Annotated in this window: 21 protein-coding genes; 10 read left to right on the top strand and 11 right to left on the bottom strand. The window is 72.7% G+C overall.

The genetic code is table 11. The annotated features are described in order from the left end of the window. Positions 1-71: 71 nt before the first annotated feature. Entirely contained in the window at positions 72-1,661 is a 1,590-nt protein-coding gene (hutH, locus tag G443_RS20190; protein WP_026419265.1) for a histidine ammonia-lyase, read from the bottom strand. A gap of 198 nt (positions 1,662-1,859) precedes the next feature. Between hutH and G443_RS20185 the strand changes: the two genes are divergently transcribed. From G443_RS20185 to G443_RS20175, 3 genes are all read left to right on the top strand, one after another. Beyond that, positions 1,860-2,663 (top strand): IclR family transcriptional regulator, encoded by an 804-nt coding sequence (locus G443_RS20185; protein WP_026419266.1) that lies wholly within the window; start codon positions 1,860-1,862, stop codon positions 2,661-2,663. An 859-nt stretch (positions 2,664-3,522) separates the two neighbouring features. Continuing rightward, positions 3,523-4,392 (top strand): L,D-transpeptidase, encoded by an 870-nt coding sequence (gene ldt-CoaP / locus G443_RS20180; protein WP_155886185.1) that lies wholly within the window; start codon positions 3,523-3,525, stop codon positions 4,390-4,392. Positions 4,393-4,463: 71 nt separating this feature from the next. Next, the gene (locus tag G443_RS20175; protein WP_030105025.1) at positions 4,464-5,270 is read left to right on the top strand and encodes a choice-of-anchor P family protein; all 807 of its coding nucleotides are present in this window, start codon (positions 4,464-4,466) and stop codon (positions 5,268-5,270) included. 150 nt (positions 5,271-5,420) lie between these two features. Here the strand turns inward: G443_RS20175 and G443_RS20170 are convergent, their stop codons facing one another. Genes G443_RS20170 through G443_RS20155 form a run of 4 tightly spaced genes read right to left on the bottom strand, consistent with a single transcriptional unit; the run spans position 5,421 to position 8,818 of the window. Then, positions 5,421-6,326 carry an ABC transporter substrate-binding protein gene (locus tag G443_RS20170; RefSeq protein WP_245588847.1) on the bottom strand — a complete coding sequence of 302 codons (906 nt, stop codon included), beginning with the start codon at positions 6,324-6,326 and terminating at the stop codon, positions 5,421-5,423. Continuing rightward, positions 6,259-7,041, bottom strand: coding sequence for an ABC transporter permease (locus G443_RS20165; RefSeq protein WP_245588848.1), 783 nt, complete (start codon positions 7,039-7,041; stop codon positions 6,259-6,261). The genes G443_RS20170 and G443_RS20165 overlap by 68 nt, the downstream gene beginning before the upstream one ends. After that, on the bottom strand, positions 7,038-7,712 hold the full coding sequence (locus G443_RS20160; RefSeq protein ID WP_103056045.1) for an ABC transporter permease: 675 nt from the start codon (positions 7,710-7,712) through the stop codon (positions 7,038-7,040). Before G443_RS20160 ends, G443_RS20165 begins: the two co-directional genes overlap by 4 nt. After that, complete coding sequence (locus G443_RS20155) at positions 7,709-8,818, bottom strand: ABC transporter ATP-binding protein (protein ID WP_026419270.1); 1,110 nt, start codon at positions 8,816-8,818, stop codon at positions 7,709-7,711. Before G443_RS20155 ends, G443_RS20160 begins: the two co-directional genes overlap by 4 nt. Positions 8,819-8,957: 139 nt before the next feature. Between G443_RS20155 and G443_RS20150 the strand changes: the two genes are divergently transcribed. Beyond that, positions 8,958-10,637: a bis-aminopropyl spermidine synthase family protein gene (locus G443_RS20150; RefSeq protein ID WP_245588849.1), complete on the top strand. Its 1,680-nt coding sequence runs from the start codon at positions 8,958-8,960 to the stop codon at positions 10,635-10,637. A 40-nt stretch (positions 10,638-10,677) separates the two neighbouring features. On the opposite strand, the gene G443_RS20145 is transcribed toward G443_RS20150, so the two are convergent. Then, positions 10,678-13,575, bottom strand: a complete 2,898-nt coding sequence (locus G443_RS20145; RefSeq protein WP_026419272.1) for a sensor domain-containing protein — start codon at positions 13,573-13,575, stop codon at positions 10,678-10,680. A 562-nt stretch (positions 13,576-14,137) separates the two neighbouring features. Next, complete coding sequence (locus tag G443_RS20140) at positions 14,138-15,310, bottom strand: NAD(P)-dependent malic enzyme (RefSeq protein WP_026419273.1); 1,173 nt, start codon at positions 15,308-15,310, stop codon at positions 14,138-14,140. 325 nt (positions 15,311-15,635) lie between these two features. Between G443_RS20140 and G443_RS20135 the strand changes: the two genes are divergently transcribed. The 3 genes from G443_RS20135 to G443_RS20125 all read left to right on the top strand — a co-directional run bounded on the left by G443_RS20135 (position 15,636) and on the right by G443_RS20125 (position 17,744). Continuing rightward, positions 15,636-16,247 (top strand): dTDP-4-dehydrorhamnose 3,5-epimerase family protein, encoded by a 612-nt coding sequence (locus G443_RS20135; RefSeq protein WP_026419274.1) that lies wholly within the window; start codon positions 15,636-15,638, stop codon positions 16,245-16,247. A 339-nt stretch (positions 16,248-16,586) separates the two neighbouring features. Next, complete coding sequence (locus G443_RS20130; RefSeq protein WP_026419275.1) at positions 16,587-17,171, top strand: histidine phosphatase family protein; 585 nt, start codon at positions 16,587-16,589, stop codon at positions 17,169-17,171. Between the two features lie 33 nt (positions 17,172-17,204). Further along, complete coding sequence (locus G443_RS20125; RefSeq protein WP_026419276.1) at positions 17,205-17,744, top strand: GNAT family N-acetyltransferase; 540 nt, start codon at positions 17,205-17,207, stop codon at positions 17,742-17,744. A 181-nt stretch (positions 17,745-17,925) separates the two neighbouring features. On the opposite strand, the gene G443_RS20120 is transcribed toward G443_RS20125, so the two are convergent. Next, a complete protein-coding gene (locus G443_RS20120; RefSeq protein WP_026419277.1) occupies positions 17,926-18,408 on the bottom strand; it encodes a GNAT family N-acetyltransferase in 483 nt (160 codons plus the stop codon). Positions 18,409-18,459: 51 nt separating this feature from the next. Further along, positions 18,460-18,930, bottom strand: a complete 471-nt coding sequence (locus tag G443_RS20115) for a hypothetical protein (protein WP_026419278.1) — start codon at positions 18,928-18,930, stop codon at positions 18,460-18,462. A 182-nt stretch (positions 18,931-19,112) separates the two neighbouring features. Between G443_RS20115 and G443_RS20110 the strand changes: the two genes are divergently transcribed. Together G443_RS20110 and G443_RS20105 are read left to right on the top strand one after the other, a co-directional pair. Then, positions 19,113-20,033: a diacylglycerol/lipid kinase family protein gene (locus tag G443_RS20110; protein WP_026419279.1), complete on the top strand. Its 921-nt coding sequence runs from the start codon at positions 19,113-19,115 to the stop codon at positions 20,031-20,033. Between the two features lie 280 nt (positions 20,034-20,313). Continuing rightward, on the top strand, positions 20,314-20,568 hold the full coding sequence (locus G443_RS20105; protein WP_016698240.1) for a WhiB family transcriptional regulator: 255 nt from the start codon (positions 20,314-20,316) through the stop codon (positions 20,566-20,568). Positions 20,569-20,810: 242 nt separating this feature from the next. Here the strand turns inward: G443_RS20105 and G443_RS20100 are convergent, their stop codons facing one another. Together G443_RS20100 and G443_RS20095 are read right to left on the bottom strand one after the other, a co-directional pair. Beyond that, positions 20,811-22,307 (bottom strand): sensor histidine kinase, encoded by a 1,497-nt coding sequence (locus G443_RS20100; protein WP_026419280.1) that lies wholly within the window; start codon positions 22,305-22,307, stop codon positions 20,811-20,813. A gap of 47 nt (positions 22,308-22,354) precedes the next feature. After that, complete coding sequence (locus G443_RS20095) at positions 22,355-22,570, bottom strand: biotin/lipoyl-binding carrier protein (protein WP_026419281.1); 216 nt, start codon at positions 22,568-22,570, stop codon at positions 22,355-22,357. 365 nt (positions 22,571-22,935) lie between these two features. Here G443_RS20095 and G443_RS25905 point away from each other — a divergent pair, with 365 nt between their 5' ends. Then, entirely contained in the window at positions 22,936-23,010 is a 75-nt protein-coding gene (locus G443_RS25905; RefSeq protein ID WP_372493020.1) for a 50S ribosomal protein bL37, read from the top strand. The last annotated feature ends 60 nt before the right edge of the window (positions 23,011-23,070 follow it).

The following is a 23,070-nucleotide window of genomic DNA, read 5'->3' as shown; positions in this document are numbered from 1 at the left end:
GTTCGTGCCTCCGAGGTGCTGGGACTGGTGGGGCCGGGGCCTGGCTCGTCCCCGTCCCGGTTGGTCGCCGGTCAGCGGGGTCGGGGCTCCACCGCCGGGGGGTGGTCGTGGTGGGTGGCCAGTCCGTCCGGGAGATGTTCGGCGACGGCGTCGAGCACCTGCCCGCCGCGAACCAGGTCCTCGGCGGCGTGGATCTCCGGTGCGAGGTGCCGGTCGGGTCCTGGCGGGGGGACGGTCACGCGGAGCAGGTCGCGGACGGCTCCCGTGGCCGCCGCCGGCCGGAGCGGGGCCCGGAGGTCGAGGGCCCGCGCGGCGGTGACCAGCTCCACGGCGAGCACCGAGGTCAGTCCGTCGACGGCTCGTCGGAGCTTGCGCGCCGCCGACCAGCCGAGGGAGACGTGGTCCTCCTGCATCGCGGAGCTGGGGATGGAGTCGACCGAGGCGGGGCTGGCGAGTCGTTTCAGCTCGGAGACGACGGCGGCCTGGGTGTACTGGGCGATCATGTGGCCGGAGTCCACGCCGGCGTCGACGGCGAGGAACGGTGGTAGTCCGTGGGAGCGGTGCACGTCGAGCATCCGGTCGGTGCGCCGTTCGGCCATGCTGGCGACGTCGGCGAGCGGGATGGCCAGGAAGTCCAGCACGTAGGCGAGGGGCGCGCCGTGGAAGTTGCCGTTGGACTCGACCCGCCCGCCTGGCAGGACGACGGGGTTGTCGATCACGCTGGCGAGTTCCCGTTCGGCGACGGAAGCGGCGTGGTCGAGCGTGTCCCTCGCGGCGCCGTGGACCTGTGGCGCGCAGCGGAGCGAGTAGGCGTCCTGCACCACCGGGCACTCGGGCCCCCGGTGGCTGGCCATGATCTCGGACCCGGCGAGCAGCGCGGTCATCCTGGCCGCGGCCACCGCCTGCCCGGGGTGGGGGCGGAGCCGCTGGAGGTCGTCGGCGAACACGCGGTCGGTGCCCAGGAGGGCTTCGACGGTCATGGCGGCGGTCACGTCCGCGATGTCGAGCAGTCGACGCAGGTCCGCGACGGCGAGCACCAGCATGCCCAGCATGCCGTCGGTGCCGTTGGTCAGGGCGAGCCCTTCCTTCTCCGCGAGTTCGACGGGCCGGAGCCCCGCGGCGGGGAGGGCTTCGGCGGCGGGGCGTCGGCGCCCTTCCGTGTCGGTGATCTCCCCTTCCCCCATCAACGCCAGCGCGACGGCGGCGAGCGGGGCGAGATCTCCGGAGCACCCCAGCGACCCGTACTCGTGCACGACGGGGGTGAGGCCCGCGTTGAGCATTCCGACCAACGCGTCGACGGTCGCCGGTCGCACCCCGCTCCTGCCGGCCGCCAGCGTCCGGAGGCGCAGCGCCATCATGGCGCGGACCACCTCGGTCTCCACGACGGGGCCGGTGCCGGCGGCGTGGGATCGGACCAGCGACCGCTGCAGGTCGGCGCGTCGGTCCGCCGGGATGTGGCGGGTCGCGAGTGCCCCGAAGCCGGTGGACACGCCGTAGACGGCGCGGGGTTCGGCTGCGAGCCCTCGGACTCGTTCCCTGGACTCGACGACGAGGTCCCTCGCTTCGGGGGTGAGGCGCACGGGGGCGCCGGCGCGGGCCACGGCGAGTACCTCGGCGGCGGTGAGGGGCCCGGGGCCGACCGCGATCGCGTGGGCTGACATGCCTCCATCACAGCGCGATGAGGGCGGGGCGCCAAGCGGACACCAGCCGGGAGGCGTCTGGTATCCCAGACTCGCACCAGGTGGTGTCGTGAGGGGGCGGGCCCGCGCCGGTCCCGGGGCCGGCTGTCCGAGCCGGGTGGTGCGGTGGTGGTGGGCGGGGCGGTCCCGCCGGGTGGCGGAGCTGGACGGGAGGCTCGGGTGGGGGACAGCAGCGATGTTCCGGCCCTGCGGCGGGGCCTCGCCCTGCTGCGGGCCCTGGGGAGCCGGCCCTCGCCGGTTTCGGCCGCTCACCTCGCCAGGGAGGTCGGCCTGCCCCGCTCGTCGACCTACCACCTGTTGGGCGAGCTCGTCGCCGCCGGGTTCGTGGTGCACTACCCGGAGGAGCACCGGTACGGGCTCGGGTGGGCGGCGGCCGATCTGGGGTCGGCGCACTCCGCGTCGCGCAGCCTGGAACGGCTCGGCCGTCCGTTGTTGACCGGGTTGGCGGCGGCCACCGGGCATCCGGCGCAGCTCGTCGTCCCGCACGGCGCGGAGGTCGTCTACCTGGTGAAGGCCCAGCCGCCGACACCGCAGACCCTGGTGACGCGGGAGGAGGTGCGGTTGCCGGCCACGTTGCCGGCGTCCGGCCGGGCGATCCTGGGTGGGCTGCCCTCGGCTCAGGTCCGGGCCCTGTTCCCCCGGGCCGCCAGCTTCGTGCGCCGTACCGCGAGGGGGCCGCGAACCCTGCCCGAGCTCCGCGCTCTGCTGGCCCGGCAGGTCCGCCGGGGGTGGGCGGTGGAGGACGGCTGCGTCACGGAGTCCTGGGCGTCGGTCGGGGCCCCGGTGCTCGACCACGCCGGCCGGGCGGTGGCGGCGGTGAGCCTGACGTTCCGGCACGTGTGCGAGGGGGTCGAGGAGTGTGGCCGGGAGTGGCCGGACCTCGCGGAACCGGTGACCCGCACCGCCGGGGAGCTGACCGCGCGGATCGGCGGTCCCGGGCGGGGTCGGACTCGTACCCGGTGAGGACGGGTCCCACTGACGAGGAACCGCGCCGGTCGCGTGCTCGCGCTTGCGCGGGAGGGGCGTCCTCCGCCCCTGGCCCGCCGAGGTGTCCAGCGGACCATCATGACCGGCTCCCCGGACGGGTACCCGCGAGCGGACGGTGACGGCTCCCACTCGAACAGGTTGGTCGGTAACCCACGCTTTCGAGCAGGAGTTCGACAATCGGACACGTCGCGTCCGGGAACGCTGCGCCACACCATCCCTCCGAGGCGACACAGCACCCAGAACCTCACCCCATAGAGTGAAAAGCTGGCGGTCGATCTACCAGCGGGAACGCGCGGTATGCCCTGGTGGGGAACCCGGTGGCGCCGGGCCTCCGGTCTTGCCTGATCGTCGGCCGCCCGCGATGCTCCTCGCCGACGCCCCGCTCGTTCGGGACAGCGGCGGAGGGGTCACCACGTCGTCGGTGAGGACAACCGCGCGACACCTCACCCGAGGACCGCGACACCCAGGACGGGCGCCCGCCGATCAGCGGGCCCGCCGGGTACACCGCGCGATCCTCCGACGACGCCGCACCCCCACGAACACCCCGGCACCCCCGACATCCAGCGGCGGTGTGACGGGTCGCCTCGGCACCGCGCCCCTCCGGAGGGACACCGGACCGGTGGCCGGTAGCCACCACGCACCGCGCGTGCCCAGCCCACCTCGGGCACCCCGGCACGACGAGCCGCTCCCGCACGGGCCGCCCCACGCGCCGAGCGCACCGCCGCGCACCTCTCGGTGCGCCGGCCCTCCGTGCGACACCCAGTTCCGACCGGTGGGACCGGTTCCCCGTCCCCTCCGCCTCCACCGCTGCCACCAGCGGGAAAGGAACCCCGAGATGCCGCTGCCCTGGACTTCCGTGCCCAACCGGCTCGTGCCCGCCCCCGGCGGTCCGGCCGTCCCGCACCCCGGTCCTCCCCGGCCCGTCCTCGCCGTCCTGCTCACCTGCCTGGTCGCGGTGCTGGCCGGCTGCGCCGCCTCGGAATCCATGCCCGCCCAGCCCACCCCGGCGCCGGGGGACGTGCGTCCCGTCGCGGTGACGGACACCGAACTGGCCGGGCTGCCGGAGGCCAGCACCTTCGGCGACGTCCCCGACGCCCCCGTCGACCCCGCTCCGCACGACCCCGGCACCGGCACCGTCGTCCGAGCCCACGCCGAGGTGCCGGTGTACGGGGAACCAGGTGGCGCGCCCGTCGCGCGCCTCCCCGAGCGCCAGCTCGGTTCGCCGACCTGGCTGCCCGTCGTCGACCGCGCCGGCGACTGGCTCCAGGTCCTGCTGCCCTCCCGGCCGAACGGCTCCACGGGCTGGCTCCACGCCGACGACGACCTCGAGGAGGCGGGCAACGACTTCCTCGTCACGGTCGACCTCGCGGACTTCGCCCTCACCGTCACCCGGGAAGGGGAGGAGATCGGCCGGTGGACCGTCGGTGTCGGCAGCGCCGAAGCCCCGACTCCGACCGGCCGCACCTTCGTGATGGCCTCCATCCAGGAGACCGTCACCGACTTCAGCCCCTACACCCTGCCGTTGGGCGCCCACTCCGACACCCACCAGACCTACGCGGGCGGACCCGGCACCGTCGCCATCCACGGCTGGCCTGACGAGACACCCTTCGGAACCGAGACCAGCGACGGTTGCGTCCGGGTTCCCGACGACGCCCTCGACCTGCTGATCACCCTGCCACTGGGCACGGTCGTCCTGGTCCGTTGAGCCCGCACTCCCCGCACCGATCCCGTCCCATCCTCCGGCCACGTCGGAGGCCCCAGAAAGGAACGCCAACCGTGCCCAGCAGAACAGCCACCCTCGGGGTCCTCGCCGCGACGGTGAGCGCCGGCCTGGTCCTCACGCCAGCCGCCCAGGCCGACCAGGCCCCGAGTTCGGCCTTCGCCCTGTCCGCTCGCGGCCTGCTCACGGTGGAGCCCCTGCCCCACCTCGACAGCGCGGCCGGCTACCAGGAGAGGTCGGTCGCCGAGGTCGGCGTCCCGTTGGACCTGGTGCGCGTCGGGGCGTTGAACGCGGCCGCCGGCGAGGGGCACGCCAGGGCCAGCGTCACCGACCTGAGGGTGGGGTTGGGTGAGGTGTCCCTGCTCGACCTCGGCCTCGCCGACCTCAACGCCGACGTCATCACCGCCGAATGCGAGAACGGTCAGGGCACCTCCACCGTCGTCGGCGCCTCCCTGGGCGGTGTCGCGCTGGAGGCCGGTGTCGGCCCGAACACCGGGGTCCAGGTGCCCGGGATCGCGGAGGTGCTGCTGAACAAGCAGGTGGAGAACGAGGACGGGACCCTGACCGTCACGGCGCTGTCCATCCGGGTGGTCGGCCTCCAGACCATCGACATCGCCTCCGCCACCTGCGGCGACGCCGGCGACGGCGGCACCGGACCGGAAGGACCGGATGAGGGGGGCCAGGCTCCCGCCCCTCCGGGCGAGGAGGACCCCGATGAGCGGCCCGGCGAGTCCCCCGACCCCGGTGGCCCCGGAAACAAGGACAATCAGCCCGGCGACGCGGAGCCGGGCGACCCCGGTCCCGGCGGCGGCCACGCGCCCCGACCCACTCCGGTACCCGGGCACCACCCGGTGACCGGATGACCTGACAGCCACGTCACCTCGGTGCTCCAGGCGGATCACCCGCGCCGATCCGCCGCCCCGGGACACCGGGGACCGCCTCCTCCCGAGGCCGGTGGGGCGTGACCAGTCCCGGTCACGCCCCACCGGCGTGGGACCGCACCCTGGCGGCGCTCAGCCGAGGACCCGCTCGACGAAGTCCCGTGCCACGTCGACGTAGTTCTCCCGGTCCACCTCGACCCGACGGGCCAACTCGGTCAGGTCGTCGGTGCTGATGCGCGCGCTCACCTCGTTCAGCGCGTCCCGCTGCTCGGCGCTGAGATCCCCGTCCCGCACCAGGGGGACGACGTTCTGCGCCGGGTACATCTGCCGGGTGTCCTCCAGCTCCACGAAACCGTGCTCCTGGATGGCGGGCATGGTGGTGAACAGGTTCGCGACGTCCACCGTCCCGTCGTCCAGGTTGTCGATCGTGATCGGACCGCCCGCATCGGTCGTGCGGATCTCGGCGAACTCGCACCCGTAGAGCTCCTGGATGCGCGACGCCCAGCGGTCCCGCCACTCGCCCGCCGCGCCGAGCACCAGCTCACCGCAGACCTCGCCGAGGTCGTCCAGCGTCTCCAGGCCGTACCGACCCGCCGTGCCCTCCGTGACGGTGAGCACGTCCGAGTTCTGGGCCTCGGCCTGGTCCAGCACCGCGAGCCCCTCGGGCAGCCGCTCGGCGAGCGCCCCGTACACGTCGTCCGGTGTCGTCTCGCCGGCATCGGTGTCCACGTAGTACAACAGGTTCCCCGTGTACTCGGGGACCACCGTCAACGAGCCGTCCTCCAGACCACCGACCAGGAACTCCCGGCTGCCGACGCCGGGCTCGGTGTTGACCTCCGCCCCGGTTCCCCGCAGGACCTCGGCATAGATCTCCATCAGGATCTGGTTCTCGGCGAAGTCCGCCGACCCGACCGTGATGGTCGTCGACCCCCCGCCATCGTTGCCCGGCCCGGTGTCCTCCGAAAGCGGATCACCGCTTCCGCAGGCCGTGGCCAGCGCCGCCGTCGACACGGCCACCACCAGTGTCCGTCGTCTCACCACGAACCTCCCGTCGTGCCGGCCGTCTCGGCCGGCGTCGTCCTACATCCCCCACACCAGCCGTTCGCAACCCGGCTGGCACCACGAGCCACTGCACCCCGGAGAGCACCACGTCCAGCAGGATCGCCAACAGGGCGACCAGCAGCGCGCCGGCGAGCACCTTCGGGTAGTCCACGGCGCGGATCCCGTCGAGCACGTACCGCCCGAGCCCGCCCAGACCCACGTACGCGGCGACGGCGGCGGTCGCCACCACCTGCAACACGGCGTTGCGGATGCCGCCGAGGATCAGCGGCATCGCGTTGGGCACCTCCACCTGCCAGAGCCGTTGCCAGCGGGTCATCCCCACACCGACGGCCGCGTCCACCACCCGTCGGTCCACCTGTTGCACACCCGAGTAGGCGCCGGCGAGGATCGGCGGCACCGCGAGCACCACGAGCCCGATGAGCGTCGCGGTCTGGGTGCCCCCGACGACCAGGTAGAGGAAGGTGACCAGGCCGAGCGTCGGCAGTGCGCGCAACGCGTTGCCCGCGCCGACCAGGAGCGTCCCGCCCCGCCCGGTGTGCCCGATGAAGAGGCCGACGGGCAGGGCGACGAGCGTGGCGAACCCGGCGGCGACCAGGCAGTAGTAGAGGTGCTCCAGGAGTCGTTTCGGAATGCCGTCCGGGCCGCGCCAGTGCGCCGGGTCGGTCAACCACTCGATGAGCTGCGGGATCACCGGGCGCCTCCCGGGGTCGACCTCGTCCAGGGGGTCAGGCGGTTCCGCGCCAGGACCAGCGCCCGGTCGACCACCAGGGCCAGGAGGAGGGTCAGCACGATCCCGACCAGGATCGGCGCGAGGTACCGCGTGCGGAAGCCCTCGGTGAACAGCACACCCAAGCCACCCGTTCCGATGAGCGCGCCAACGCTGACCAGGCTGATGTTGCTGACCGACGCCACCCGGACCCCGGCCGTGAGCACGGGCACGGCCAGGGGCAGCTCGACGGTGAGGAACCGCCGCAACGGGCGGTACCCCATCGCGGTGGCGGCGGCGGTCACCGGGCCGGGCACCGCGTCCAGCGCTCCCACCACGGACCGGACCAGCAGGGCGGCCGTGTACAGGGTGAGCGCCACCACCACGTTGATGCTGTCCAGGGTCCTCGTCCCGATGATGCCGGGGATCACCACGAACAGGGCCAGCGACGGCACGGTGTAGAGGACGCTCGCCCCGCCGAAGACCACCGCGCGGACCGAGGGGAGCCGCTGCGCTCCCCACCCGAGCGGAACGGCCACCAGCAGCCCGAGCAGCAGCGGGACCAGCGACAGGTAGACGTGCTGGCCGAACTGCTCGGCGAGCTGCTCGCGGTTGCTCGGGCTGCCGAGGTAGCGACCCAGCTCGTCCAGGGTCACCGTCCGCCCTCCGGCTCGGAGTCGGCGGCGGCCCGCTCGGTGGACAGCAGTTCGAGCACCTGGTGCGCCGTGACCACACCCACGGCTCGACCGTCGCGGTCCACGACGACTCCCCGCCCCGAGGGCGAGGACAACGCGGCGTCGAGGGCACCGCGCAGCGGCAGGCCGAGGGTGTGCAGTGAGCCGCCCGGCTCCAGCTCCTGTTCGCTGAGCGGACCCGCCACGGTGGCCCTCGGCCGCAACCAGCCCCGGGGACGCCGGTCCTCGTCGAGGGCCAACAGCCACTCGTCACCGGACACCACGCCCGGCGCTCCGACCGTGACGGTCTCCACCTCGTCGGGCCGCAACGCGGCGCCCGCGACGAACGACAGCCCCCGGTACCCCCGGTCCCGACCGACGAAGTCGGCGACGAAGTCGTTCGCCGGCCGCGCCAACAGCTCCGGTGGTTCGGAGTACTGGGCGAGCACGCCGCCCGTCGCGAACACCGCCACCCGCTCACCCACCCGCACGGCCTCGTCGATGTCGTGGGTGACGAACAGGACGGTCTTGTCCAGTTCGCTCTGCAACCGCAGCAGCTCGTCCTGGAGGCCTTCGCGCACCACGGGGTCCACCGCGCTGAACGGCTCGTCCATCAACAGCACGGGAGGGTCCGCGGCCAACGCCCTGGCGACTCCCACCCGCTGCTGCTGGCCTCCGGAGAGCTGCGCCGGGTAGCGGCGTCCCACCTCCTCGGGAAGACCGACCACCTCCAACAGCTCGGCCGCCCTGGACCGTGCCCGCCTCCGGGTCCACCCGGCCAGCAGGGGCACGGTGGCGACGTTGTCCAGCACCGTGCGGTGCGGGAACAGTCCCGCGTGTTGGATGACGTACCCGATCCCCCTGCGGAGCGACGCCGGGTCCGCCGACCGGACGTCACGACCGTCGACCAGGACTCGCCCCGAGGTGGGCTCCACCATGCGGTTGACCATGCGCAGGGACGTCGTCTTGCCACAACCGGACGGTCCGACGAAGACCGTGATCGTGCCCGCCTCCACCGTCAGGTCCAGGTCGTTCACGGCGACGGTCCCGTCGTCGAACGCCTTGGTGACCGACTGGAACTCGATCAACCGAGCCCCCCAAGCTCTCGCCACGGCCACTCGCCGGCCGAAGTCATCGCTCGACCCTAGACGGAACGGGGCACCACGGCGACCAAAAGTGCCACCGGGCACGTGGCCTACCGGGGCTCGTCCGTAGAGTGGGAGAACTGTGGCCACATCGCAGGACGGCGCCGACGCCGAACGCCCGGACGACGTGACGGACACGGCGCTGGCCGCCGTGGCCGGGTTGTCGCAGGAGGCCGGCATCCACCGGGACCGGGTCCGCGCCGTCCTCGCGCTGATCGTGGCGGGGCCCGTCTCCCTCGCCGACGCCGTCCGGTTGGCGGCGGTACCCCGGCGCACGGTGGAAGAGCTGTTGACGGCGCTCGGCCCCGACCTGGACCGGATCTCCCGGCGGGGTGAGGAGGAGGAGTTCCGGCTCCGCCCGGACCGCGTCGCCCAGTACCGCCCCCTCCTCGGCCGGGTGTCCCGCCCTCCCTCCGAACCCCGCCAACCGGGCTTCGAGGACCACGCCGACCTGGTGGCCACGACCACCGAGGACATCGCCTCCGGTCCGCCGCCGCTCCCGCACCTCGACCACGTGCCGGCGACGCCCACGAGCGTGGTCAACCGGGCGCTGTGGCTGCGCGACACCTATGACCTCGTGGACGCCAGGGTGATGTTCCTCGGCGACCACGACCTCACCTCGCTCGCCCTCGGGGGGCTGTGCCCCGACCTCCCCATCACCGTCGTCGACCTCGACGAGCGCGTCCTCGAGCACATCGACACCATCGCCACCCGCCGTGGCCTGCGCGTCCGGTGCCTGCACGCGGACCTGCGGTTCGGGCTCCCGCCCACCGCGGTGCGGCAGGCGGACCTCGTCTTCACCGACCCGCCCTACACCGAGGAGGGCATCGGCCTGTTCGCCGCTCGCGGTGTCGAGGCACTCCGCGCCGGGACCGGCCGGCTGCTCGTGGCCTACGGGTACAGCGCGCGCACACCTCGGCTGGGGCTGACCGTGCAGCGCCAGCTCGGGCGGCTCGGTCTGCTGTTCGAGGCGATCCTGCCCGACTTCGACCGCTACGTGGGGGCGCAGGCGATCGGTAGCAGCAGCGACCTGTACGTCTGCCGACCGGTCAGCGGAGCGGGTCGGCGACCGCAGGACGCTCCCAGCAACATCTACACCCACGGGGCGCAGTCGGTGGAGGCCGCTGGTCGGACGGCCGAGCGGACGGCGGACTGGACCTCACGGCTGCGGGACCTGGTGGGCGCGACCGACGACGACAGCGCGCCACGCCGTGTCGACTGGTCCGAGCCGGTGGGGCCCCCGGGTGGCGTGCTCCTCGCCGACGCCACCGGCGACCAGGGCTTCGGCCCGCTCCGGATCCTGCTGGCGGCCTCGGCCGACCGGGTCGCGGTGCTGGTGCCGGACGGCCACCCCGACGTGGTGGACGAGGCAGGGCAGCGACGGCTCGCGGGCCTGCTCGAGGGGCGGTACCAGCTCCGCTTCCACCGAGGGGTCCCCGGCCGGGGGCAGGCGGTGATCGCGGCGACCCCGGCCGGTCCAGCCGAGGACCCGGCACGGCCGGCGGACCGCACCGGTTCGCGGTTGGCCGAGGGTGAGTGGTGCGCCCGCCAACTGCTGCGCAGGGCGCACGGGCGGGTCGACAACGTGTGGCGGGAGGCCCTGATCCGCCGGCGGGCGGCCGACGGGGTCAGCCTCAACAAGAAGGAGGCGCGGGAGCTGGTGCGCCGGTTGGCGCCTCGCCGGGAGGACCTCGCCGAGCGGCTCATCGACCTCCCCCGGCACCGGCTGGCCGAGCTGCTGGCGGCGGTGCGCGCCTCCTGACCCGGGCCTCCCTCCTCCGGCACCGACCTCGGGTTACCGGTCAGCCCGCCCTGGGCACGTGGAGGGGGCCGAGTCCCAGGACGGCCCGGAACTCCTTGGGCGGGACGGGACGGGAGAACAACCAGCCCTGGTAGGCGTCGACGCCCACACCCCGGAGGACGTGGAACTGCGTCGCCGTCTCGACGCCCTCGGCGACGCAGCTGCGCCCCATCGCCCTGGCCATGTCCACCACCGCGCGGGCCACCGCGAAGTCGGAGGGGTCGGTGCCCACTCCGGAGACGAACTGGCGGTCCACCTTCACGATCTGGGCCGGGAGTTCCTTGAGCCTGGCGAGGGAGGAGTAGCCGGTCCCGAAGTCGTCCACGGCGAACCGCACGCCCCGGTCCACCAGCTGCCCCATCGCGTTGAGCACTCGTGAGGGCAGGTCCATCAGGCTCGTCTCGACGAGTTCGAGGATCACCCGGTCCCAGGCGATCCCGCTCTCCGACACCGCGTTGATCACCGACTCGACGAAGTCGGGAACACCGGGCACGAGGCCGGCCAGGTTGACCGCCACCCCCACCTGCCGCCCGTCGGGTTCCGGCCAGGACGCGGCCTCCCGCAACGCGGTCCTGAGCACCCAACGGTCGAGCTCGCGGAGCAGGTCGCCCTGCTCGGCGACCGGCAGGAAGATGTCCGGGGACAGCAGACCCCGGTCCGGGTGCGGCCACCGCACGAGGGCCTCCGCGGTCTGCACCGAACCGTCGGCACCCACGACGGGCTGGAAGTGCAGGGTGAGCCCGTCCCGGCTGAGCGCGTCCCGCAGCTGGCCTTCCAGGTGCACCTGGCGGTCCGCCGAGGCGATGAGGGCCGCGCTGGCCAGCGACACCCGCCCGGCGCCCTCCCGCTTCGCCTCGAACATCGCCGCGTCCGCGAACCTCAGCAGGTCGGCGCCCGTGGAGGTGGCGCCGGTGGGCACCGCCGCCCCGATGGACGCCGAGACGCGGACCAGCTGGTTGTGGACCGGTACCGCGGCGCGCAGCAGGCCGGCCACCCGGGTGGCGAGCGCGTCGACACCTCCGACGGCCGCGACGTCGGAGCAGATCACCACGTACTCGTCACCGGAGATCCTCGCGGCCGTGCAGTGCGGGGGGAGTCCCCCTTCCAGCCTGCGGGCCAGGGCCACCAGCAGCTCGTCTCCCGCGTCGTGGCCGAGGGAGTCGTTGACCCGCTTGAAGTTGTCGATGTCGCAGAACAACACGGCGAGCTGGTCGGGGTCGACGGTGGCCAGCAGTTTCCCCAACAACTCCTTGACCGCTGCCCGGTTGGGCAGCCCCGTCAGGTCGTCGTGGGTCGCCTGGTGGCGGAGCGCCTCCGCGGTCCTGCGGCGTTCGGTGATGTCCTGGAAGACGACGAGCCAGAACCGGCTCCCGTCGTCCTGGACGGAGATGGCGATGTGCAGCTCGCAGTACACCGGCTCCCCGCTGGACCGCACCAGCAGGCGCTGCGCGACCTTGGAGCTCTTCTCCCCCGACTCGGTGATCCAGGCCGCGGAGCGGGACCGCGCCGTGCGGTCCTCGGGATGGGTCATCTCCTCGGCGGTGATGCCCCGCAGCTGGTCGAGGTCGTAGCCGAGCAGCTCGCACAGCGCGTCGTTGGCGTCGACCAACCGTTCGGAGTGGTCGAAGATCCCGATCCCCACCGGGGTGATCGACACGAGGTCGGCGAAGCGCTGGCTGGAGCGTTCCACGATGGCCTCGGCGGCCCGGTGTTCGGTCACGTCCTGGGCGGTGCCCACCAGGGTCACCCGGCCGTCCGGGCCGGTGACGGCCGCGCCGTTGCACCGGAAGATCCGCTCCGCGCCGTCCGCCGTGACCATCTGGTGCTCGCAGGACACCGGTTCGTGCTTGACGGCGAGCTGGCGCCAGAGCCGGTCCACCCACTGCCGGTCGTCGGGGTGGACGAAGCTCAGGTAGCTGCCGTAGGTCAGGTCCAGGTCCGAGGACACGCCCACGAGCGCCGCCATCGTCTCGGACCACCGGCACTCGTCCGTGACCGGGTCCCACTCCCAGATGCCCAACATGGCGACTCGTTCGGCGTCCTCGGAACGTCGGAGCCGCTCCCGGAGCCGTCGCTCGTTCTCCCGGATGGTGGTGACGTCCTGGAGGGTGCCCAGCCAACGGATGACCTCGCCGGACTCGTCGAAGTCGGGTCGGGCGCGGAGCATGAAGAAGTGTTCACCGGTGAGGTCGCGCAACTCCATCTCGATCCGGTTCCGCCCCGCGTCGTTGATGAGGGTGGCGGTGGCGTCCCGGTCGTTGGGGTGCACGTTGGCCAGCGGGTCGTCCAGGTCGTAGCCGTGGCGGGCGAACATCTCCAAGGCGCCCTGGCTGAAGTACATCTCCTCGGTGGCGGGGTCGTAGGTCCAGCTCCCCACCCCGGCGAGCCGCTCCGCCTCCGCGAGGTCCTGGGCGTCGGTCAACCAGCCCACGTCGGGGAACTGCCCGGTGGGCACGCGGGCGGCGCGGGGCGCGGCCGGGGCGGCGGGTACGGCCTCCCCCGGCGGCCGCTCCTCGTCACAGGGGGTGCAGAGCACGAGGCGGAGCGCGGGATCGCGGCCGTTCCCCGTCGGCCACACCGACAGTCGCACCGTGGTCTCGGAGCCGTCGAACCGGGAGAGCCGGTGCGCGCCCAGCGCGCCCGCCCGGACGAGGAAGCTGCCGAGGTCCTTGCCGATGAGGTCGTCGACGCCGCCTGCCGCCAGCAACCTGGCGAAGGGTTCGTTCGCGTACTCGACGACGTCTCCGTCGCTGCACAGCGCCGCCGGAACGGTGAGCGCGGTCAGCCGGTCGAGCTCGGTCGGCGTGGAGGCCTGGGCCTCCGGGGGGTTGTCCGCTGCGCCGCAGCGTGCGCGCCACGCATCCACGCTGATCTCGGCGCGCTGGGCCGGGTCGGTCACGGTCTCATCCTCCCGCACGGGCCCCAGAGGCAGAGCGTTGTCCCACGGAACATGCCGAGTGGACACATTCGGTTGTACTCCATTGGCAGGTGCGGAGCTCTCCCCTGAACAGGCGAGGGAAAGGACACCGTCCGGAGTCGCGCGGTTGACCGCCACCCGAGTCTCCACATCCGTTCAGTGTCAAGCTTGAGTCAAGTGCGCTGGTCGCCGGACCGATCCTCCCAGCCGCACACGGGTCCGCCCGAAGTCGGGTCCCCGCGGGAGCGGGCCTGACCCCGGTCGCTGCAAGGTATCCCCCACGGCGGCGCCGGGCCAGCGGCGAGGATCATTCCGTAACGGGCTTACCCGCGCGGATTGGTCGTCCGAATTGCGGAAGGGCGGGTTTTGGGCGCTCTGCGTGACCAACCAACGCACATCTTCACCCGGAAGAGAGAGTTTCCGCGCGAACTACTCGCACAATTCAGTGATTCCCGGCGAGTTCGCTCCACCGAGACCCACGGGTTCGGAACGGGCCGGTCGGCGGCGGTGAGCGCCCGCCGACCGGCATCCGGGGCGGCCGCCCTCAGCGGGCGGCGCCGGCCACCGCCTCGGCCACCGCCTCGGCCACGGCCGGAGCGACCGCCGGGTCGAACACGCTCGGCACGACCCGGTCCGCCCTCAGGCCCGGCAGGGCCACCCGGGCGATGGCCTCCGCGGCCGCGAGCTTCATCCGCTCGGTGATACGACGGGCTCCGGCGTCCAGCGCTCCCCGGAACACCCCGGGGAAGGCCAACACGTTGTTGATCTGGTTGGGGAAGTCGCTGCGCCCGGTCGCGACGACCGACGCGTGCCGCGCGGCGATGTCCGGGTGGATCTCCGGGTCGGGGTTGGACAGCGCGAACACCACGGCTCCCGGGGCCATCGACGCGACCAACTCCTCGGGCACGGGGGAGGACGACACCCCGACGAGGACATCCGCCCCCGCCAGCGCCTCGGCCAGCCCACCGGTGAGCCCCCTCGGGTTCGTGCGCCCCAACAGGGTCCGCTTCACCGGGTTCAGGTCGTCACGCCCGACGTGGAGCACCCCCCGTGAGTCCAGCACCGTGACGTCGGCGACGCCGGCCGCCAGCAGGATGCGCGCGCACGCGACACCGGCGGCGCCCGCACCGGAGATCACGACCCGCAGCGATTCGACCGCGCGGTCCACCACCGTGGCGGCTCCCCGCAGCGCGGCGAGCACCACGATCGCGGTGCCGTGCTGGTCGTCGTGCATGACCGGGCAGTCGAGCGCCTCGACAAGGCGGTCCTCCAGCTCGAAGCAGCGCGGGGCCGCGACGTCCTCCAGGTTGACGGCACCGAAGGAGGGTCGGAGCCGGACGAGGGTCTCGACGAGCTCGTCGACGTCGGTCGTGTCGAGCACGAGGGGGATGGAGTCCAGACCCGCGAACTCCTTGAACAACGCCGCCTTCCCCTCCATCACCGGGAGCGCGGCACGGGGTCCCACGTCACCGAGACCCAGCACGGCGGTGCCGTCGCTGACGACGGCCACCAGCCGACCGGCCCAGGTGTGGGTACCGGCGAGAGCCGGGTCGTCGGCTATGGCACGGCTCATCCTGGCCACGCCGGGCGTGTAGGCGATCGAGAGGGTCCGCGCGTCGACCAGGGGGCGGGTGAGGTTGACGGCGAGCTTCCCCCCTCGGTGTCCCTCGAGGATCTCGGAGTCGGTCAGTGGCGAGGTGGTGTCCAGCGTTGTCATGTCGTCCTAACTGAGCGATGGCACCGCCACCAGGCTCCAGTGAGGGGGACGGCGCGGTGGGCCGACAAGGAACTGGGCGGGGCGGGGCGGTGGGCGCGGGCCCGGGGTCTGGCCACGCGGCGACGACGCGGTGCCGGACAGTGTGACAGCGCCTCGGCGGACTCCCCAAGGCCGGGCCAGCGAAAGGTGAGGGTCCGTGCACGTCCCCACCACGCCCCGCCCGGGATCCGGCACGCACCGACGAGGGCGGTACCGGCGTGGTGGGCGGCTCCGGCCGCACCGGCCCCTCCTCCGGTCGCGGAGACGACCTCATACGCTGCCCGGTGTGCAGGTACGCAAGCTTGAGATCGCCGGAGCCGTCGAGTTCATCCCCTCCGTCTTCCCCGACCACCGCGGGCTGTTCGTGGCACCGTTCCAGGAGGACGCGTTCGTGGAGGCGGTGGGGCGACCATTCCGGCTCGCCCAGACCAACCACAGCGTGTCCCGGCGAGGCACCGTTCGCGGCGTGCACTTCTCGGCCGTGCCACCGGGCCAGGCCAAGTACGTCTACTGCCCCCGGGGGGCGCTGCTCGACATCGTCGTCGACATTCGCGTGGGTTCCCCGACCTTCGGCCGGTGGGAGGCGGTCCGCCTGGACTCGCTCGACTTCCACGCGCTCTACCTCGCCGAGGGTCTCGGTCACGCGCTCGTCGCGCTCGAGGATGACACCCTCCTGACCTACCTCTGCTCGACCGGGTACCGGCCGGCCTCCGAGCACGGCATCAACCCGCTGGACCCCGAGCTCGGACTTCCACTGCCCCAGCACGACGGACTGGTCCTGTCCGACAAGGACCGGAGCGCACCGACGTTGCGGGAGGCCCAGGAGGCTGGCCTGCTGCCCCGGTACGAGGACTGCCTCGCCTGGTACGGGAGGCCGGCCGACCCGGGCGGGGCCTGACGCGCTCGACCCCGCCCCGGGGCACGGCGTCGAGCGGTGGATCGACCCGGCCACGAGTAGGGTCCGGCACGTCGACGCGGTACCCCGGCCACCAGCAGGAGGACCCATGCCCCCGCCTCCACCCGACCCGGTCGGGAAGCCCACGACGGCGCGCCGGTCGAGCCTTCTCCCGCAGGGCGCCGCCGGCCGCGGGGCCACGAGTTCGCCGAACACGGGGCGGGGCCCCTCCCGGGATCTCCCGGTCCGGACGGGTGGCCTCCCGCGTTCGGGGAGGCCGACGTGAGCCCGGCGGGTCCCGGGACCGGCGCACCCGCCGACCAGCCTGGGGATCGGCGTCCCCTGGTGTTCCTCGTCCGCCACGGGCAGACGCCCTGGTCCCTCGCTGGTCGTCACACCGGGCGCACCGACGTCCCCCTGACACCGGTGGGCGAGGAACAGGCGGTGCGGGCCGGCGAGGTGCTGCGCGGGGTGCTCCCGACCGGCCCCCCACCGCTGGTCCTCGTCAGCCCTCGGCAGCGCGCCCGCAGGACGGCGGAACTCGCCGGGCTCGACCACACCGAGGTCAGTGAGGACCTCCGCGAGATCGACTACGGGGACTACGAGGGCAGGACGACCGCCGACATCCGCCGCGAGCTCCCCGGGTGGTCGATCTGGACCCATCCCGCTCCCCACGGGGAAACCGCGGCCCAGGTCACGTCCCGCGCAGACCGCGTCCTGCACCGGGTCCGGGACGCCCTCCCGCACCGGGACGTCGTCCTCGTCGGCCACGGCCATCTCAGCCGGGTGATGATCGCCCGCTGGCTCGGCCTCCCGTTCTCCACCGCCGCGCACTTCTCGATGCTGACCGGGGGCGCGGCGGTGCTGGGGGTGGACAGGGGGACGCCGCAGCTCCAGGCGCTGAACCTGGGATCCTGGGGCCGGTAGGTAGGCCCCGTCGAGGAAGGCGTCCCCACGATCATGCCCGATTCCCGCGTTCGCCGCGTCGAACCCCGTGACGTCACCCGGGTGGTGGAGCTGGCGCACCAGTTGGCCGCGCACGAGGAGGCGGCGCACGAGTGCCACCTGACGGCCGACGCCCTGCGGACCGCGTTGTTCGGTCCCGAACCCGCCCTGTTCGGCCACGTCGCCGAGGTGGGTGGTGAGGTGGTGGGCTTCGCCCTGTGGTTCCTGAACTTCTCCACGTGGCGGGGCACGCACGGCATCTACCTGGAGGACCTGTTCGTCGCCCAGGACCGGCGGGGGGAGGGTCTCGGGCGGGCGTTGCTGGCCGCGCTGGCGGAGCTGTGCGTCGAGCGCGGTTACGCCCGTCTGGAGTGGTCGGTGCTGAACTGGTTGGAGCCGACGATCGCCTTCTACCGTTCACTGGGCGCCGTGCCGATGGACGAGTGGACCGTGTTCCGCCTGACCGGGAGCCCGCTGGCCGCGTTGGGTTCGGCCGATCCGGTGGGAGCCGGGAAGTCGGGAACCGAAGCCCCGCTCCCGACCGGTTCTGGCTGAACGCGTTCGACCCGGGGCCTGGCACCGCCGCGGCCCACCGTGGGGCGGGCGGGGCGACGCGTACGACGTCAGACCCGGTCGTGGCGCCCGCGCCGCACCGGTTCGACGAGCGGACGCGTCGCCCGTCGGAGACGTCGGCGGGTCCCCGACCGCCGTGCGATCCCCCTCGACCCCGGGTGGTTCAGAGCGCGCGACGCATGATGTGCGCGCCGACGAGGCCGAGACGGGGGTGGCGGAAGGCGTCGGGGACGGTCGCGAGCACCTCGAAGCCGAGCGACTTCCACAGCCGGACCGCGTGGGTGTTGGTCTCGACGACCGCGTTGAACTGCATCGCGAGGTAGCCGGCCTGGGCCGCCTCCGCGAGGACGAACTCGGCGAGACGTCGTCCGAGCCCGCGACCGGCCTGGTCAGGGTCGACCATGAAGGAGGCGTTGGCCACGTGGTCGCCTCCGGCCGGTTGGTTCGGTTTGAGCAGGGCCGTGGCGAGGAGTCCGCCGTCCTCCTCGAGCACGAACACCTTCGCCGGCGGGGGGAGCATCCAGTAGCTCGCCGCCTCGTCCTGGCCGACGTCGGGCAGCATGTAGGTCTCGCCCTCGGCCACGATCCGGTGCCAGATCGGCCAGATGTTGGGCCAGTCGGCGGAGTTCGCCTCTCGGAAACGCATCAGAGGTCCTTCCGGCGTCCGTGATCGGGTTCGACGGTCGGGTCGACGAGCTCAGGAGTTCTCGGGACGATCGTCCCCCGGCCCGGCCCCGGCGGGGAGGGGCTCTCCGGCCCGCCGTGCCAGCTCCTCCTCGGTCAGGTTGACCGACCAGAGGCGGGCCCTGATGGTGCACAGCGCGACGAAGGTCGCCACGCAGACGGCGCCGAGGGCGACGCCGGCGAGCCGCTGTTCGGAGGGGCCGAAGGCGTACCAGGCGACCGCGAACAGCAGGATCTGCACGAACAGCGCCGGTGTCCTGGCCCACGGCTTACCGCGCAGCAGCCCGGCGGCGATGGCGAGCACGCCGACGCTGAGCAGGCTGAAGTAGGCGACGTGGCCGAACCCGCTCCCGCCGGTCTCCTGCCCGACGCCGCCGATCTCCCTGGTGAGGAAGACCGCGACGAAGCCGAGACCCCCGAGCCCCTGGAGGGCGACGAGAAGTCCGGCGAGTCGGACGGACCGCGGCGGCGACTCGGAGCGCACGGGGACACCTCACGGGATGGGGGGCGGGAGTTCCGAACGCCGATGATAACCCCGACCAGCTCGAGGTCGACGTGGCGCGGCCACCCGTGACGCGCGGGACGCGTGGCGATCACGGGGCGCGCTGGGGATCGCCCGGCCAGGCGACGCGCGATCACGCGACGGGCTGGCCTACCCTGCGATGCGTGCGCGCGCTCCTCGTGGTCAACCCGCAGGCCACCTCCACGACGTCCGGGGTTCGGGACGTGCTCGCGCACGCACTGGCGAGCACCGTCCGGCTGGAGGTCGCCGAGACGGACTACCGGGGGCACGCCGCGGACGCCGCCGCGAGGGCCATGGATGACGGCGTGGATCTCGTCGTGGCCCTCGGCGGTGACGGCACGGTGAACGAGGTGGTCAACGGTCTGTTGCGCCGGGGTGTTCGGGACGACGTCCCCGCGCTGGGCGTGGTTCCCGGTGGCATGGGCAACGTGTTCGCCCGTGCGCTGGGCATGCCCAGGGATCCGGTGGAGGCGACGCACCAGCTGCTCACCGCGATCGAGGAGGGGCGGTCCCGACGGGTGGGCCTCGGCCGGGCCAACGGCAGGTGGTTCACGTTCAACGCGGGGGTGGGCTGGGACGCCGACGTGATCGCCGGCGTCGAGCGCCTGCGCGCGCGGGGCCGCGAGGCGAGTGCCGCCCGTTACGTGCGCATCGCCGTGGCGAACTACTTCCGGCTCGTCGGTCGCCGCCCCCTGTTGACCGCGACGCTCCCCGGTCGGGAACCGGTCACCGGTCTCCACCTGGCGTTCGTGTCGAACACCGACCCCTGGACCTACCTCGGTCGCCGGCCGCTGCACGTGAACCCCGGGGCGTCCTTCGACGGCGGCCTGGGAGTCTTCGGTCTTCGTTCCACCGCGCTGCCGACCGTGCTCCGACACCTCGGGCAGGTGGTCAGTTCGTCGCGGGAACCCAAGGGACGCGCGGTGTTGCGGGTGGACGACGTGCCCTCGGTCGTGGTGCGCTGCGCGAGGCCGACGGGGCTCCAGGTCGACGGCGACTTCCTCGGTCACCACACCACAATCGAGTTCTCCGCAACACGAAACGCCCTACAGGTAGTAGTCTGATTCCCGGGCAATCACAACGGGCGCGAGTGTCATACCGCCATAGGGTGTGGTTCGGCCAGCGAGCTCCCCGACTTGGCCGCACCTGTAGCTACTCAGCGTGATCAAATTTGATCTTACAGGTGAGCTGCCTCACCTGATTGGATCTAACCCCTTGACATTGCGCCAGTTCGTGAAAGCATTCACAAGGCAAGGCACGTGAAAGCCTTCACAAGCACCCGCCACACTTACCCCCGAACAACGACCGGCGCGTTGCATCGCGCCTAGCGAGGAGCACGTAACAATGGACTGGCGCCACCGCGCGGCCTGCCGTGACGAGGACCCTGAGCTGTTCTTCCCCGTGGGCAACAGCGGTCCCGCCCTCCTGCAGATCGCCGAGGCGAAGGCCGTCTGCCGACGGTGCCCGGTGTCCTCCGAGTGCCTGACCTGGGCTTTGGAGAGCGGGCAGGACGCAGGCGTCTGGGGCGGAATGAGCGAGGACGAGCGACGCGCGCTGAAGCGGCGCAATGCCCGGACCCGCGCACGGAGCAACGCCTGAGCCGCGCGAACCCTCTGATCACGCCGAGAGCCCCCGAGCTCTCGGCGTTTTCATGTTCGGGGCATTTCCCTTCCTCCGAACCCGTCATGCGCGACGGGAATCGAGACGATTCCGAGTGCCCGACAAACGTCGGACCGAACATCGGAGCGACGTCCCACCCCGGCGCGCCGCCCGTTCCCCCAGTAGCGGGATGTCACCCCGGACAGCGGAATGATCTCCGCCATCCGGAGGAGCCCCGGCCATCAACGGCGGCGCTTGAGCGGAACACGCAGGACCGCCTGCGTCCCCACCGGCTCACCTCGTCGCAGGCTCAGCGACCCCTGGAGCTCGGAGTCCACCAACGTCCGCACGATCTGGAGTCCGAGCCCGTCGGCGCGTTCGAGGGAGAAGCCGGCCGGTAGTCCCCTGCCGTTGTCGTTGACCAACACGTCCAACCACTTCGCCGACCGGCTCGCCGACAACGAGACGTCGCCGCGCTGCCCACGGCTGAACGCGTGCTCGATCGCGTTCTGCACCAGCTCGGTCAGCACCATCACCAACGGGGTCGCCAGTTCGGCCGGGACGACGCCGAACCGGCCGTCCCGGCGGACCGCCACCCGGCTCTCCGCGGCCGCGACGTCGCTCATCATCGGGATGACCCGGTCGATCACGTCGTCGAGGTCGACCCTCTCGTCCACCGACATCGACAGGGTTTCGTGCACCAACGCGATCGACGTCACGCGGCGCATCGACTCCTGGAGCGCCTGCCGCGCCTCCGGCGTGGACATCCTCCTCGACTGGAGGCGCAGCAGGGCGGCGACGGTCTGGAGGTTGTTCTTCACCCGGTGGTGGATCTCACGGATCGTGGCGTCCTTCGACATCAGGGCCCGATCCCGCCGCTTCAGGTCGGTCACGTCACGCACCAGCACCAGCGCTCCCGCCGCCTGCCCTCGGGGCCGCAGCGGCAACGCGCGGAAGAGCACGGTGGCACCTCGGGCCTCCGCCTCCATCCGCATGCTCGGCTGGCCGTCAACGGCCAGCCTGATGCGCTGGGCGACCTCCGTCGCGTCGAAGGGATCGGAGATCAACGCCCGGGTCAGCGGCGCGAGCTGGGTGCCCAGGAGGTCGGCCGCGTGTCCCATCCGGTGGTAGGCCGACAGGGCGTTCGGGCTCGCGAACACCGCCGATCCGGTGGCGTCGAGCCTGATCAGACCGTCGCCGACCCGGGGACTGGTGTGCACGTCGGGGGCCGGCTCGCTCGTCGGGAAACTCCCGTCGGCCACCATCTGGCACAGGTCCGAGGCACTGCCCAGGTAGGAGATCTCCAACGGGCTCGGGACCCTCGGCATCGCCAGGTTCGTGTCCCGGCTCAACACGGCGACCACCCGGTTCCCGTACCGGACCGGGATCGTCTCCCGGCGCACGGGCACCCCGAGGTGCCACTTCGGCTCCTCCTCCCGGCAGATGCGCCCGTCGAGAACGGCTCGCCGGAGCTGGGGGTGCTCGACGGAGGTGACGACGCCGCCCACGAGGTCCTCGGGGTGCGCCGTCGGCGCCGTGGTGGGCCGGGCCTGCGCCACGCACAGGAACCGGCCGTCGTCGACCTCGCCGTCGGCGTTCTCCACCGGGGTCCACAGCAGGAAGTCCGCGAAGGAGAGGTCGGACAGCAGCTGCCACTCCGCCACCACCATCTGCAGGTGGTCCACGACTCCGTCCGACAGGGTCGTGTGTTCGGCGAGCAGGTCACTGAGCGTGGACAAGGCCACCACCCCGTCCGAGGAAGAAGGTTCCGGTCACGGTCGCCCCGTCACTCGACGACGGCGATCAGGTCGCCCTCCTGGACCACGTCTCCCTCGGCGACCGCCAACCGGGAGAGGGTCCCCGCGATCTCCGTGAGCACCGGGATCTCCATCTTCATCGACTCGAGGAGCACGAGGGTGTCCCCGTCGTCGACCGCCTGCCCCTCGGTGGCCAGCACCTGGAGCACGTTTCCCACGATCTCGGCCCGAATCTCCTCGGCCATACCGTCCCGCCTTCGCTCGGAGGTCCCCTCCGACCATCCAACCACGCCCCTGGCCACGCCACGCTCGGCCCGGACCGCCCGCCTCGGGCGTTGGGACCGGGTTACCCACCTCGGCCCTCCCGCACCCCCACCCACCGGTGCGGGGTCGGCTCCCGCTCCGCCAGGTCGGCGCGGCGGCCCGCGTGCCCCCACACCGCCAGGGCCGCGGTTCGGCCGGCCGGGGATCACCGCGGGCCAACCCCCGGCCGGCCCATCCGGGGCCAGGTGTCAGACTGACGGGTAGACCTGCGCCCGGCTCCGCCTGGCGGTACCGGTCGCTCCTCCACCACGGCGAGGCGTGTGGAGGCCCCACGAAGGAGGAACGCATGGGAAAGCGTGCGCGCAAGAAGCGTGACCGGAAGAAGAACAAGGCCAACCACGGCAAGCGGCCCAACTCCTGAGGCCGACGACGGGGGCCCGGAGCGCGTGCTCCGGGCCCCCGTCGCCGTTCGACATGCCGT

Source organism: Actinoalloteichus caeruleus DSM 43889 (assembly GCF_000429185.2).
GTDB lineage: Bacteria > Actinomycetota > Actinomycetes > Mycobacteriales > Pseudonocardiaceae > Actinoalloteichus_B > Actinoalloteichus_B caeruleus.
The sequence above is the reverse complement of the archived record's forward strand: the minus strand, read 5'-3'. Positions and strand labels throughout refer to the sequence as shown.

What these genes read in the sequence shown, in the direction of transcription:
- hutH (WP_026419265.1), bottom strand. Translation starts at nt 1,661, where the DNA reads ATGTCAGCCCACGCGATCGCGGTCGGCCCCGGGCCCCTCACCGCCGCC.
- ldt-CoaP (WP_155886185.1), top strand. Translation starts at nt 3,523, where the DNA reads ATGCCGCTGCCCTGGACTTCCGTGCCCAACCGGCTCGTGCCCGCCCCC.
- G443_RS20140 (WP_026419273.1), bottom strand. Translation starts at nt 15,310, where the DNA reads ATGACAACGCTGGACACCACCTCGCCACTGACCGACTCCGAGATCCTC.
- G443_RS20125 (WP_026419276.1), top strand. Translation starts at nt 17,205, where the DNA reads ATGCCCGATTCCCGCGTTCGCCGCGTCGAACCCCGTGACGTCACCCGG.
- G443_RS20120 (WP_026419277.1), bottom strand. Translation starts at nt 18,408, where the DNA reads ATGCGTTTCCGAGAGGCGAACTCCGCCGACTGGCCCAACATCTGGCCG.
- G443_RS20105 (WP_016698240.1), top strand. Translation starts at nt 20,314, where the DNA reads ATGGACTGGCGCCACCGCGCGGCCTGCCGTGACGAGGACCCTGAGCTG.
- G443_RS20095 (WP_026419281.1), bottom strand. Translation starts at nt 22,570, where the DNA reads ATGGCCGAGGAGATTCGGGCCGAGATCGTGGGAAACGTGCTCCAGGTG.